Origin of the sequence: Micromonospora inyonensis (assembly GCF_900091415.1) — a bacterium.
Taxonomy (GTDB): Bacteria; Actinomycetota; Actinomycetes; order Mycobacteriales; family Micromonosporaceae; genus Micromonospora; species Micromonospora inyonensis.
In genome coordinates, this window is sequence record NZ_FMHU01000002.1 from 3,141,481 (window position 1) to 3,154,495 (window position 13,015).

Here is a 13,015-nt window from a genome sequence, read left to right on the forward strand (position 1 = left end):
TCCGTGCCGCGCTGGTGACGGCGCTGCTCCTCGGCGCGGGTCTGGTCGCGTCGGCGTCCCCGCCGCCGTCCGGGCCGACCGCGGCGGTCCCGGTGGCCGTGCAGGCGGCCTGCCCGGTCGACCCGGCCACCCCGAAGCGGCAGCTCCGGGCCATGTGGATCGCCAGCGTCGCCAACGTGGACTGGCCCAGCCGCACCGGGCTCACCGTCGCCGAGCAGCAGACCGAGTACCGCTCCTGGCTCGACCTGGCCAGCCGCAACCGGATGAACGCGGTCGTCGTGCAGGTCCGGCCCACCGCCGACGCCTTCTGGCCGTCGTCCTACGAGCCGTGGTCGCACTGGCTCACCGGCACCCAGGGCACGAACCCGGGCTACGACCCGCTGGCCTTCATGGTCGCCGAGGCGCACGCCCGCAACCTGGAGTTCCACGCCTGGTTCAACCCGTACCGGGTCGCCAACCACACCGACCTGACCCGGCTCGCGACCAGCCATCCGGCCCGGCGCAACCCGAGCTGGGTGGAGAGCTACGGCGGCCAGCTCTACTACAACCCGGGCATCCCGGCCGTCCGGGCCTTCGTGCAGGACGCCATGATGGACGCGGTGCGCCGCTACGACATCGACGGCGTGCACTGGGACGACTAATTCTACCCGTACCCGGTCAGCGGGGTGAGCTTCCCCGACCAGGACACCTTCGCCCAGTACGGCGCCGGGTTCGCCACCATCGACGACTGGCGGCGCAACAACGTGAACCTGCTGGTGCAGGAGATGGGGCAGAAGATCCACGCCGCGAAGTCCTGGGTCACCTTCGGGATCAGCCCGTTCGCCATCTGGCGCAACGCCGGCACCGACCCGCTCGGCTCGCGTACCAACGGGCTCCAGTCCTACGACGCGATCTACGCCGACACCCGGCGCTGGGTGAAGCAGAACTGGATCGACTACATCGCCCCGCAGATCTACTGGCACATCGGGCACCCCGTCGCCGACTACGCCGAACTGGTGCGCTGGTGGTCGCAGGTGACCACCGGGACGAACGTGCAACTCGTCGTCGGGCAGGCCACCTACCGGGCCGGCGCGTCCGGCCAGGACGCGGCCTGGCAGGACGTCGACGAACTGACCAGCCACCTCACGCTCAACCGCAGCCACCCGCAGGTGGTCGGGGACATCCACTTCAGCGCCAAGGACGTCCGCGCCAACCGGATCGGCGCGGTGGCCCGGGTGGTCGCCGACCACTACAGCCGTCCGGCCCTGCTGCCCGTACCGCTCGCCCGGGGCGGGTCCGCGCCCGGCGCGCCCACCCTCACCGCCGCGACGCGGGTCAGCGGCGGGGTGACCCTGACCTGGCAGCGCCCGACCACCGGCACGACCACCGGGTACGCGGTCTACCGGCTCCCCGGCGACGGACCGGTGGACGCCTGCGCCCTGGCCGACGGCCGGCACCTGCTGGCCACCGTCCGCGCCTCCGGGGCCACCGGCACCTTCACCGACGCCACGGCGGCGGCCGGCAGCACCTACCGCTACCTGGTCACCGCGTTGCACCGGCTGCACCACGAGAGCGCGCCGAGCGCGGCCCGGACGGTGTCCGGTGACGGCAGCGGCACCTGCCCGGCCATGGCGGCCCGGGACAGCAGGGACCGCTCCGGTCCGGTGCTGACCTTCGGGCCCGCCGCCTGGGCTGCCTTCGTCACCCCCACCCCGTCCCGCCTCTGATTTCGCCACACATCATGGGCGGAAACGGCCCCTCTGGGGGCACGTCCCCAGCATGATCAGGCCGGGCGGAGCCAGAGGACGCCGAGCGGAGGGACCTGGAGGGGTGTCGACGCGGGCAGACCGTGCCAGGGCACGGACTCCGCCTGCACCTCGCCTTGGTTGCCCACGCCGGACCCGCCGTAGTGGTGCGCGTCGGTGTTGACGACCTCCGTCCAGGTGCCGCCGGCCGGTAGGCCGATCCGGTAGTCGTGCAGCGGGCGGGCGGAGAAGTTCACCACGCAGACCAGGGTCGAGCCGTCCGGGGCGATCCGGACGAACGACACGGTGTTGTTGGCGACGTCGTCCCCGGCGATCCAGCGGAACCCGGCCGGGTCGGTGTCCTGCGCCCAGAGCGCCGGGGTGGCCCGGTAGACCGCGTTCAGGTCCTTGACCAGCCGTTGCACGCCGGCCCGGGCCGGGTCGTGCAGCAGGTACCAGTCGAGGCCGCGTTCCTCGCTCCACTCCCGCTCGTCACCCAGCTCACAGCCCATGAAGAGGAGCTGCTTGCCCGGGTGCGCCCACATGTACGCCAGCAGCGCCCGTACGGTGGCCAGCTTCTGCCAGGTGTCGCCGGGCATCTTGCCGACCAGCGACCCCTTGCCGTGCACCACCTCGTCGTGGCTGATCGGCAGCACGTAGTTCTCGGTGAAGGCGTACGCCAGGGAGAAGGTGAGCTGATGGTGGTGGTGCTGCCGGTAGACCGGATCCTTCGAGGTGTAGAGCAGGGTGTCGTGCATCCAGCCCATGTTCCACTTGAACCCGTAGCCGAGCCCGTTGTCGCTGGTGGGCCGGGTCACGCCGGGCCACGCGGTGGACTCCTCGGCGATCATCACCACCCCGGCGTGGTGCTTGTAGACAGTGGCGTTGACCTCCTGCATGAAGGCGATCGCCTCGAGGTTCTCCCGGCCGCCGTACTGGTTGGGCACCCACTGCCCCTCGCCGCGCGAGTAGTCCAGGTAGAGCATGGACGCGACGGCGTCGACCCGTAGCCCGTCGACGTGGAACTCGTCGAGCCAGTAGAGCGCGTTGGCGACCAGGAAGTTGCGTACCTCGCGGCGGCCGAAGTCGAAGACGTACGTGCCCCAGTCGGGGTGCTCGCCGCGACGCGGGTCGGGGTGTTCGTAGAGCGGGGTGCCGTCGAAGCGGGCGAGGGCCCACTCGTCCTTGGGGAAGTGGGCCGGCACCCAGTCCAGGAGGACGCCGATGCCGGCGGCGTGCAGGGTGTCCACCAGGTGGCGGAACTCGTCCGGGTCGCCGAACCGGGACGTCGGGGCGTAGTAGCCGGTGACCTGATAGCCCCAGGAACCGCCGAACGGATGTTCCATCACCGGCAGGAACTCGACGTGCGTGAAGCCCAGGTCGGTGACGTACGCGGTCAACTGCTCGGCCAGCTCCCGGTAGCCGAGGCCGGGCCGCCACGAACCCAGGTGCACCTCGTACACGCTCATCGGCTCCTGGTGCGGCTGCCGCTTCGCCCGCCGCTCCAGCCACGCCGCGTCGGACCACTCGTACGACGAGCGGTGCACCACCGAGGCGGTGGCCGGCGGCACCTCGGCGTACGCGGCCATCGGGTCGGCCTTGTCCCGCCACTGCCCGTCCGCGCCGAGGACGCGGTACTTGTACCGCTGCCCGACGCCTGCCCCGGGCACGAACAGCTCCCACACGCCGCTCGACCCGAGGGAGCGCATCGGCCAGCCGTCGTCCGGGCCCCAGCCGGTGAACTCGCCGACCAGCCGGACCCCCTTGGCGCTCGGCGCCCAGACCGCGAACGCCACCCCGGCGTCGGTGACCCGCGCGCCGAGCGCCTCCCAGAGCCGCTCGTGCCGGCCCTCACCGATCAGGTGCAGGTCCAGCTCACCCAGGGTGGGCAGGTGCCGGTACGGGTCGTCGTGCACCGTCCCGTCGACCTCGACCCGGTAGTCGGTCACGGTGCCCGGCACGACGGCCTCGAAGACGCCCGCGTCGTGCACCCGGCGCATGTCGTGCCGGCCGCCGTCGGCCAGCAGGGTCACCCCGGTCGCACCCCGCCGCAGGGTACGGATGGTGGTGCGCCCGTCGGCGGGGTGCGCGCCCAGCACGGCGTGCGGGTCGTGGGCCAAACCGGCGATCAACTGGTCCATTCCACATCCTTGTCAGCGGGGGCGACCGGTGCGGTGCCGCCGGAAAGATCGTCCGGGACCGCCTCGACGGTCAGTTCGGTGGGGGCGGCGGGGGCGACCGGCGTGGGCTCGGCGGGCGCGGGACGCCGCACCGTGAACACGTGCGCGGGTTGCAGGTACGGGTCGAGCCGTACCGCGTTGCGCTGCCCCCAGTCGTACGTCGCCCCGGTCAGCTCGTCGTGGACGGTGAACCGCTCGTGCCAGTCGAAGCCGAGCGCGGGCATGTCCAGGGTGGTGTTGCCCCACTGCACGCTCTGCGCGTCGAACGAGCAGACCACCAGCACGGTGTTGCCGGTGCCGGCGTCCCGCTTCGACCAGCAGAGCAGCATCGGGTTGTCGATCTCGTGGAAGACCAGGTTGCGAAGCCGGTGCAGGGCCGGGTTGTCCCGGCGTACCCGGTTGAGCGTGGCGATGAACGGCGCGAGCGAGCGACCCTGGGCCTGCGCGCCGGCCCAGTCCCGGGGCCGCAGCTCGAACTTTTCGTTGTCGAGGTACTCCTCCGCGCCGGGGCGGGCCTCGTGTTCGAAGAGTTCGTAGCCGGCGTACATCCCCCAGGAGGGGGAGAGCAGGCTGGCCAGCACCGCCCGGATCTTGAACATCGGCGGCCCGCCGTGCTGCAACGTCTCGTGCAGGATGTCCGGCGTGTTGGGCCAGAAGTTCGGCCGCATCCATTCCACCGAGGCGACCAGCTCCTCGCAGTACTCCCGCATCTCGGCGGGCGTGGTCCGCCAGGTGAAGTACGTGTACGACTGGGTGAAGCCGATCTTGCCGAGGCCGTGCATCATCGCCGGCCGGGTGAACGCCTCGGCGAGGAAGAGCACGTCCGGGTCGACCTTCTTCACCTCGCCGATCAGCCAGTACCAGAAGTCGACCGGCTTGGTGTGCGGGTTGTCGACCCGGAAGATCTTCACGCCCTCGCCGACCCAGTGCAGCACCACCCGCAGGATCTCGGCGCGGATCCCCTCCGGGTCGTTGTCGAAGTTCAGCGGGTAGATGTCCTGGTACTTCTTCGGCGGGTTCTCCGCGTACGCGATGGTGCCGTCGGCGCGGGTGGTGAACCACTCCGGGTGCTCGGTGACCCACGGGTGGTCCGGCGCGCACTGCAACGCCAGGTCCATCGCCACCTCCAGCCCCACCTCGGCGGCGGCGGCGATGAAGTCGCGGAAGTCCTCCGGCGTACCCAGGTCCGGGTGGAGGGCGTCGTGGCCGCCCTCGGCCGCGCCGATCGCCCACGGCGAGCCGACGTCGTCCGGGCCGGCGACGAGGGTGTTGTTGCGTCCCTTGCGGTTGACCCGGCCGATCGGGTGGATCGGCGGCAGGTAGAGCACGTCGAAGCCCATCGCGGCGACCCCCGGCAGGCGCTCCATCGCGGTGGCGAAGGTGCCCGAGCGGGCCGGAGCGTCGACCGTGGCCGGGATCGCCCCCTCGGAGCGGGGGAAGAACTCGTACCAGGCGGAGAAGAGCGCCCGGGGACGGTCCACCCAGAGGGCGTACTCGTCGGCGGGGGTGACCAGCTCGCGGACCGGATGCGCCCAGAGCAGCTCGGCCAGCTCCAGGGCCGGGGCCACCCGGCGCGGCACCGGCAGGTTCTCGTCCCGCAGCGCCCGCGCGGCGGCGACGACGCGCTTCCGCTCGGGCCTCGGCACGGTCGTCGCGGCGGCGTCCAGCACCGTCGCCCCGTCGGCCAGGTCGTTGGCTAGATCGGCCGCCCCCTGCCCGGCGGCGATCTTCTTCGTCACCGCGTTCTGCCAGGTCAGGTACGGGTCGGCGAACGCCTCGACGGTGAACGTCCAGCGGCCGACCGCGTCCGGGCGGATGGTGGCGTGCCAGCGGTCCTGCCCCGGCTCGCCGGGACGCATCCGCACCGCGGGCCGCTCCCGCCCGTCCGGGCCCTGCCAGCGCACCGTGCAGCCGAGCGCGTCGTGCCCCTCCCGGTAGGCGCGGGCGGACACCGGCACCAGTTCGCCGACGACCGCCTTGGCCGGGTAGCGACCGCACGCCACCGAGGGGGTGATGTCTTCGATCGGGAACCGTCCAGTCACCCCGTCAACCTACTGCCCGAGATCCCTTCGCGCGCGGCCGAGCGTGCCCTTCCCCTCCCCGTCACCCGGTTGACCAGGCCGCGTAACCCGGGGGTGGCTAGATCGGGAAGCGACCGCGGCGCCAGTGCCAGTGACGGCCGGCCTTCAGGTGGTCGACGACCGCGCGCTGGAGCACGGTGCGGCACGACAGCTGGTCGAGCGGCGTGGTCAGGGTCCGGAACACGTACCGCAGCACCTCGACGTCGGCGTCCAGCCCCTCCGGCTCCTCGTAGGGCTCCAGCTCGAACCTCCGCTGGAACCGGACGATGTTGGAGTCCTCGGGCAGGTACTCCAGCAGCTGGGGAGCGAGCAGCCACGAGCCGCAGGAGAACGTCCTGTAGTGCTCGTCGGGGAAGTGGTGCGGGAAGAACGCGCGGGCCTCGTCGAGCGACGCCGTGACCGCCTCCGGGGTCATCGGCCCGGAGTCGGGAACGTGCAGGCCGAGGGTGGTGTCGCCGCGCTGGTACTGCAACCGGCCCAGCTCGTAGATGCCGCCGCGCGCGTGCAGCGTCAGCCAGCTCTGCATGACCGGCCAGCCCTCGCGGTGCATCCGCCGGTCGATCGCGAGATTGCGACCCAGGTCCGCGAGGGTCCCCCACGACACGGCATCGACGATGCCTCGGTCGCGGTGGTACTGCCGGACGACGTCGACCAGGGCCAGGTACGCGTACACGTAGAGGTGCCGCCAGGCGGGGCCCCGTTCGCGCGGCAGCGCCGGACCGGGCGACAGCCAGCCGTGGCCCCCGAGATCGGCGCGGACCAGGGCGGTCGAGCGGTCGAGCAGCCAGCGCAGTTCCGGAGTCCACAGGGGGCGTCCGGGTCGGGCCAGCCCGCCATGATCTCGGCGGCGTCGTCCGGCCGCACCGCGAGCCGGTCGAGGATCGCAGGCGCGTCGGCCCTGGCGGGCAGCGGAGCCGACGGCCGGTCGCCGGCGAGCCGGTGCACCCGGTCGACGTCCTCGACGGGCACCCCGAGCCGGGCGGCGAGGTCGTCCAGATCCACGCGGACGACCCTACCGGCCGGTCGCGGCCGTACCTCGCCACCAGCGCGTCGAGCCTCTCCGCTGCTGGCCCGGCGTGAACTGTCGGTGGGGTACGTCAGGATCTGGCGGTCTGCCGCACGGCACCAGTTGACCCGGAAGGACCACCGCAATGGCAAAGGTCGTCTCCACGCTCTTCATCTCGGCCGACGGGGTGGCCGAGATCGATCCTGACTGGCACTTCCCGTACTTCGACGACAACATGGGCCGCGCCGTCGGCGAGGACTACGACACCGCCGACGTGCTGCTCATCGGCCACGGGACCTACGACAGCTTCGCCGGAGCCTGGCCCGACCGCGAGGCCGCAGGCGGGGACGACGCGGGGTTCGCCAAGCAGCTCGGTGACGTACGCAAGATCGTCGTCACCCGGCAGCAGTTGGAGTTCTCCTGGCGCAACTCCGAGGTGATCCAGGGTGATCTCCTCGACGTCGTCACCTCGCTCAAGGCCGATCCCGACATCAAGGGCATCCTCATCCCCGGGTCGATCTCCGTGGTGCAGCAGCTGCTCGCCGCCGGGCTGGTCGACGAGTTACGCCTGCTGGTGCATCCGGTGGCGGCGCGTAAGGGGCGCAGGCTCTTCGACGACGGCGACGTGCCGTACCACCTGAAGGTGATGGCGACGGAGGTGTTCCCGACCGGTGCGATCCGCGTGATCTACTCGCCCACCGCCGCACCTGCCGGGGTCGGCTACGACGAGATCAAGGACCAGGTCCCCGCAGGGAAATAGCCGCCTGCGCGGCCGGGCGGGGCGGGTCGCCCAGTGCCGGGTGCGGCGGAACGTGACCCAGCAGCAGGGCGTGCCGGCTGCGGCGGCTCGAGAGCACGACCGGGCAGCCGTTGCCTGAGTCGGCACTGGCGTGAATAATCCGAGGTCGCGATCATGGTTTCGTGCTCGCGGGCCAGGCGGTACCGACGCGCAGCTATGCAGCCGGGAGGGCTCAGGGCGACCGTGCTCCGCGGTGACGCATGTGGACGCGACCTCCTGCGGAGCTGCCGGTTCACGTTGGATCTCGGCGAACCGTGTGGACGCTCTTGCGGAAGGATTCGGGAACAGTGACCACGGACAGCGCGGGCCAGGCGGCCGGCATCGATCCCTCCGTCCCCACTGCTGCGGGCATGTACGACTACTACCTGGGCGGCAAGGACAACTTCGCAGCCGATCGTCGAGCCGCGAACAAGGTGCTCGCAGCGGCTCCCGAGGTGATTCTCATGGCACGCGAGAACCGTCGGTTCATCCAACGTGCCGTCCGGTTCCTGGCCCGCGACGCGGGCATCCGCCAGTTCCTCGACATCGGCAGCGGCCTGCCCACACAGGGCAACGTCCACGAGATCGCCCAAGCTGAGGCACCGGACGCACGCGTGGTCTACGTCGCCGCCAACGCCAGCAGCCCTCCCAGGTTGGCGGCCACCGACGTCTTGCCCTGGCCCCCCTTGCCGTTGAGCACCGCGAGCACGTGCCCCAGAGGAGGTTTGGCCGATGACCTTGCCGGTGGCCACGTCGAGGGCGGCGAACAGGCTGGTGGTGCCGTGGCGGACGTAGTCGTGGGTCACCCGGCCGGGGACGCCGGGCATCATCGGCAGCATGGGCGCGGTCCGGTCCAGGGCCTGGATCTGCGATTTCTCGTCCACGGCGAGGACCATGGCGGCCTCCGGCGGGTCCAGGTACAGCCCGACGATGTCGCGGACCTTGTCGATGAACAGCGGGTCGGTCGACAGCTTCCAACTCTGGACCTGGTGCGGTTTGAGGCCGAACGCCCGCCAGATCCGCGAGACCGCGGTCTGGTTCAGCCCCACCGCCGTGGCCATCGACCGCGTCGACCAATGACTGTCCTGATCGGGCGGCAGCTCTTCGAGCGTCTTCGTGATCACGGCCTCGACCTGGGCGTCGCCGATCTTCCGTGGCGCGCCCGGTCGCGGCTCGTCGCGCAGCCCGTCCACCCGATCGGCCACGAACCGCTTACGCCACTTGCCGACCGTCGGCAGCGACACCCCAAGCCGGCGAGACACCTCGCTGTTGGACAGGCCTTCCGCGCAGGCGAGGACGATCCGCGCCCGCACCGCCAACGCCTGCGCCGTCTTCGGCCGCCGAGCCAGCCCTCGTAGCGCCTCCCGCTCCTCGGCGGTCAACTCCAGCGGCGCCAGCTTCGGACCACGGCCATCACCCATACCCATCTACCAACGAATTAACGACTCGGCACACTAGTGTTCTGTCTCTGAAATGGATAGCCAGTTGGTACGATGCTGGTCGTGAGTCGTGCCGCTGCGCCATTGGCGCTTGATCCGGGCCAGCGTGAGCTGCTGGAGTCTCTGGCTAGGTCGCGGACCGCGGAGCACCGTCTGGTCCAGCGGGCGCAGGTGCTGCTGCACGCGGCCGCCGGGGTGTCCAACACCGACATCGCCGTGCTGACGGGGGTGACCCGGATGACGGTGAGGGCGTGGCGGGCGGAGTTCGCCGAGCGTGGGCTCACCGACCTGGGCAAGGTAGCGGCGGGTCGGGGCCGCAAGCCGTCGATCCCGCAGGCGGTGATCGACCAGATCGTGGAACTGACGCTGCATTCGCGGCCCGAGGGGGCCACGCATTGGTCGTGCCGGTCGATGGCGGCCAGGGTCGGCGTGTCGAAGGCTACTGTGCAGCGGGTATGGGACGCGCGGGGGCTCAAGCCGCACCTGGTGGAGACGTTCAAGCTGTCGAACGACAAGCGGTTCGAGGAGAAACTCGTCGACGTCGTGGGCCTGTACCTGAACCCGCCGGACAAGGCCGTGGTCTTGTGCATGGACGAGAAATCGCAGATCCAGGCGTTGGACCGTACCCAGCCGAGCCTGCCACTCAAGCCCGGTCGGGCCGGCACGATGACCCATGACTACAAACGGCATGGCACCACGACACTGTTCGCGGCACTGGACGTGCTGACCGGCAAGGTCATCGGCAAGTGCTTCGCCCGGCACCGCCATGACGAGTTCCTGCGCTTCCTGCGCACTATCGACACGTCGGTTCCCCGCAAGCTGCAGATCCACATGATCGTCGACAACTACGGCACCCACACCCACCCGAACGTCAAGGCCTGGCTGGCCAAGCATCCGCGCTTCCACCTGCACTTCACCCCAACCAGCTCGTCCTGGCTGAACATGGTCGAGCGTTGGTTCGCCGAACTGACCGACAAGATGATCCGCCGTGGCGTGTTCCGCAGCGTGGATGACCTCGTCAGAGCGATCGAGGAGTACCTGCGGGTGCACAACGACGACCCGAAGCCGTTCGTATGGACCGCGACCGCCGAATCGATCCTGGCCAAGGTCCGGCGTGGACGCGTCGCCCTCCAACAAACGGCTAGCCAAAACTGAGACGCAACACTAGGTGGACGACAGCGGCCAGGGAAACGAGTCGGTGGTGTCCTCGGCGACTGAGCTGAACTCAATCAGCAGGCTGTCGGCCTCGGCGACCACCTCGTGATACACGTTCCGGGGAACGGTCAGCTTGTGTGGCGCCTGCGGGGTGGAGGTGATCACCACCACCGTCGGCTCCGGTCGGTCGGGGTGCCGCGAGGTGATCGCCAGCGAGCCCTCGACCAGGATGACGGTCTCGGGGTCCTTCGATCGGTACAGTCCTCGGTGAAGGTTGTTTCCCAGGGCTTTCGGGCTTGCGGGCCGCCGAACCAGCATGTAGGTCTCGGTGGGTTTGGTCCTGAACTCGCTGATGAGGCCGCCGGCATGGTCCATGCTGGGAAGCCGCCGGTAGGACAGCTCCCGCAGCTCAGGTTCGATGTCGACGGTGGCGACTACCCGGTAGCCTTCGGCAGTTGCGGCCGAAGGAACCCCGCCGGCGACCAGGTTGGCGCCGACGTCCAGCTGCCGCAGGAGCAGTTCCGCTTCGCCGTGGGCCGGGACCATGATGTTCGAATACGGGTGTGCCAGCCGGAGCAGGGCGATCTGGAGGAGGAATGGATCCCGCGATCCGTTGGCCACCCCGGCCTGGGGCTCGCCCGGGTCACGGCGCACGGCGATAGTGTGCGGATGCAGGCCCAACTCCTCCATGAGGTGGTTGCTCTGAAGTAACACGGAAGCCAGTTGGCGCGCAGCGTTGGCGCCGATGGTGGCGGTCAGGCCGAGACGGGTGAATCCGGCCGCGAACGCCGCGTTCTGGGCGTCGAGCAGCGCCTTCAGCGCGGCTGGCGCGGTCTGTCCATTGTGGTCTTTGCAGACGCACGCGTCGGCGCCGGCCCGACGCAGGGAGCGCAGCGCTTCCAGGTCGTACTGCGCCGGGACGGCGGCGAGGATCGCGCTCTCTCCCAGTTCCTGCCGCAGCTGGGCCAGCAAAGCCACCTGGCGAGCGGTGTCTACATCGTCGAGCACCTCGAAGTAGGCGGTGGGCTGGCCCGCGGGCGCGTCGAGCCGGTCGTCCGGGCCGACCGATGCCACCGAGCTGGCCCGCCCGACCGTGTTGCCGAAGCCGTCGCGGCGAGCGCGGCGGGCGGCATCGAGGACGTCGTCCCAGATTTCAGGGTCACCGAGCGCGTCCTCGTACACCTCGACCAGCTCGTCGGGTGACCAGAGGCAGTGTCGCTCGCGCTGGTTCAGCCTCTCGCCGGTGGCCGTTCTCATGATGACTCCTGTCTGACGGTCGACAATCTGGCTCGGGGACTCGGCTAATCCGTCGGTGTCCTGCGGAGGGCGGGCGACACCAGGCCCATGGCGACGGCAGCCGTGCCCGCCACCAGCCAGATCCGGTAGGGGTCGAGCGGCCAATCGGCCCGATCGATGCTGAACGACACGAGCAGCCCGCCGACGAAGAGCCCGACCTGAATCGACGTCGATGCAACGACGTCGAGCAACGTCATGGCCCGGACCGAGGTGGTCTCGTCGACGTCCCGGTGGGCCCGTTCGAGCATGGCCAGAAGGATCGTGAGGTTGGCTGCCGACGCCACGGCCAGGGCCGCGACGGTGATCACCTGCTCGGTGGTCCCGTCGACCGGTGCCCGCACGACGGCGAGGGCGACGGTGGCCGTCAGCAGCACCAGGCCGGCCTGCCAGGCGTAGCGGCCGAGGTCCGTGTGGCTGGACCGCCAGGAGGCGGCGGCCAGAAGTGCTCCACCGAGCTGCACCGCGCCGAGCATCCCGAGGTTGGCGCCGGGCCACAGGACCTTGTCGGCGTAGACGAGGAAGAGCGGCCAGGCGGTGGCCAGCCCGGCGACGGCGAGGATCAGGTAGATCCGCCGCATGGTGGGTGAGAGCTTGGGCCGGTTCCCGAGAACGGACGCGTCGAGGTCGCGCTCCACCGGTCGGTCCGGGGCCGGGATGCCGCGGGCGGCGACGGCCAGCAGCAGGGCGACGGCGCCGATGACCGCGAACATCGCCGTACGCAGCACGGGGCCGCCCGAGCCGTACAGCAGGACCGCACCGGCCACGATCAGGCCACCGGCGGCCCTGCCCCAGGAGTTCACCCGCTGGCGTTCCTGGCTGGTGAGGCCGTAGTTCAGCAGTGGCTGCCACGAGGGGGCGTAGAGCACCGACAGGTTGACCTCCGCCGTGACCGTGACGGCGAGGGCGATGAGGGCGAAACCTCCGCCGACCACGTCCAGACCCACGAGCACCGCCAGGACCGCGCATTCGACGGCGGCGACGAGGAGGAAGAGCTGGAGGTTGCGGCCGGCTCGCCACAACGGCAGGCGAGCCGCGAGCACCTGGATGGGCACGGAGAGCATGCCCATGGCGAAGGCCAGACCGATGGTCCTGGGATCGAGGCCGAGGTCCTCGACGGCGGCGATCTGGAAGATGGCGCCGCCGTCGAGCCCGAGCGCGGAGCCGAGGGTCGGCATCGTCAGGGCGACGGCGAAGAACCGCCAGAGCCGTCCGCGCCGAGGCGCGTCGCCGGTGCCTTCGGGCGCGTTCTTGAGCTCGGTTCGGCGTCGCCGAGCGGTGGTGCGGCTGTTCAACGGTCTCCCCCCCGCTCCATTCACGATGAGCGGATTGGGGACAGGCGACGTCGGGTCGAGGTCG

At 70.5% G+C, this 13,015-nt stretch carries 9 protein-coding genes and 3 pseudogenes; 6 read left to right on the forward strand and 6 right to left on the reverse strand.

Annotated elements, in window-relative coordinates:
* Positions 1–152: 152 nt before the first annotated feature.
* Together GA0074694_RS33440 and GA0074694_RS33445 are read left to right on the forward strand one after the other, a co-directional pair.
* Positions 153–1,565 (forward strand): annotated as a pseudogene (locus GA0074694_RS33440) (glycoside hydrolase family 10-like protein); the annotation flags it as partial.
* Between the two features lie 9 nt (positions 1,566–1,574).
* On the forward strand, positions 1,575–1,706 hold the full coding sequence (locus GA0074694_RS33445) for a DUF397 domain-containing protein (RefSeq protein ID WP_281190384.1): 132 nt from the start codon (positions 1,575–1,577) through the stop codon (positions 1,704–1,706).
* A 56-nt stretch (positions 1,707–1,762) separates the two neighbouring features.
* Here GA0074694_RS33445 and glgB read toward each other — a convergent pair whose 3' ends face one another.
* From glgB to GA0074694_RS28275, 3 genes are all read right to left on the reverse strand, one after another.
* Positions 1,763–3,865, reverse strand: a complete 2,103-nt coding sequence (glgB, locus tag GA0074694_RS28265) for a 1,4-alpha-glucan branching protein GlgB (protein ID WP_091462971.1) — start codon at positions 3,863–3,865, stop codon at positions 1,763–1,765.
* Entirely contained in the window at positions 3,853–5,946 is a 2,094-nt protein-coding gene (locus GA0074694_RS28270; RefSeq protein ID WP_091462972.1) for an alpha-1,4-glucan--maltose-1-phosphate maltosyltransferase, read from the reverse strand. The genes glgB and GA0074694_RS28270 overlap by 13 nt, the downstream gene beginning before the upstream one ends.
* Positions 5,947–6,043: 97 nt before the next feature.
* On the reverse strand, positions 6,044–6,814 hold the full coding sequence (locus GA0074694_RS28275; RefSeq protein ID WP_342670961.1) for an acyltransferase domain-containing protein: 771 nt from the start codon (positions 6,812–6,814) through the stop codon (positions 6,044–6,046).
* A 110-nt stretch (positions 6,815–6,924) separates the two neighbouring features.
* On the opposite strand from GA0074694_RS28275, the gene GA0074694_RS32050 reads away from it, so the two are divergent.
* From GA0074694_RS32050 to GA0074694_RS33450, 3 genes and pseudogenes are all read left to right on the forward strand, one after another.
* Complete coding sequence (locus tag GA0074694_RS32050; RefSeq protein WP_176737958.1) at positions 6,925–7,065, forward strand: hypothetical protein; 141 nt, start codon at positions 6,925–6,927, stop codon at positions 7,063–7,065.
* Positions 7,066–7,136: 71 nt separating this feature from the next.
* Positions 7,137–7,751, forward strand: coding sequence for a dihydrofolate reductase family protein (locus tag GA0074694_RS28280; RefSeq protein WP_091462973.1), 615 nt, complete (start codon positions 7,137–7,139; stop codon positions 7,749–7,751).
* Positions 7,752–8,140: 389 nt separating this feature from the next.
* Positions 8,141–8,395: pseudogene (locus GA0074694_RS33450) on the forward strand (SAM-dependent methyltransferase); the annotation flags it as partial.
* A 78-nt stretch (positions 8,396–8,473) separates the two neighbouring features.
* On the opposite strand, the pseudogene GA0074694_RS28290 reads toward GA0074694_RS33450, so the two are convergent.
* Positions 8,474–9,190, reverse strand: a pseudogene (locus GA0074694_RS28290) (IS630 family transposase); the annotation flags it as partial.
* 72 nt (positions 9,191–9,262) lie between these two features.
* Between GA0074694_RS28290 and GA0074694_RS28295 the strand changes: the two are divergent.
* Positions 9,263–10,363 (forward strand): IS630 family transposase, encoded by a 1,101-nt coding sequence (locus GA0074694_RS28295; protein WP_141713936.1) that lies wholly within the window; start codon positions 9,263–9,265, stop codon positions 10,361–10,363.
* 9 nt (positions 10,364–10,372) lie between these two features.
* Here GA0074694_RS28295 and GA0074694_RS28300 read toward each other — a convergent pair whose 3' ends face one another.
* Together GA0074694_RS28300 and GA0074694_RS28305 are read right to left on the reverse strand one after the other, a co-directional pair.
* Complete coding sequence (locus GA0074694_RS28300) at positions 10,373–11,620, reverse strand: hypothetical protein (protein ID WP_091462974.1); 1,248 nt, start codon at positions 11,618–11,620, stop codon at positions 10,373–10,375.
* 44 nt (positions 11,621–11,664) lie between these two features.
* The gene (locus GA0074694_RS28305; RefSeq protein WP_091462975.1) at positions 11,665–12,951 is read right to left on the reverse strand and encodes a hypothetical protein; all 1,287 of its coding nucleotides are present in this window, start codon (positions 12,949–12,951) and stop codon (positions 11,665–11,667) included.
* Between the last annotated feature and the right edge of the window lie 64 nt (positions 12,952–13,015).

Bases quoted from the DNA above. Each gene is read 5' to 3' on its own strand.
- GA0074694_RS28300 (WP_091462974.1), bottom strand. From the start codon at position 11,620: ATGAGAACGGCCACCGGCGAGAGGCTGAACCAGCGCGAGCGACACTGC.
- GA0074694_RS28280 (WP_091462973.1), top strand. From the start codon at position 7,137: ATGGCAAAGGTCGTCTCCACGCTCTTCATCTCGGCCGACGGGGTGGCC.
- glgB (WP_091462971.1), bottom strand. From the start codon at position 3,865: ATGGACCAGTTGATCGCCGGTTTGGCCCACGACCCGCACGCCGTGCTG.
- GA0074694_RS28295 (WP_141713936.1), top strand. From the start codon at position 9,263: ATGCTGGTCGTGAGTCGTGCCGCTGCGCCATTGGCGCTTGATCCGGGC.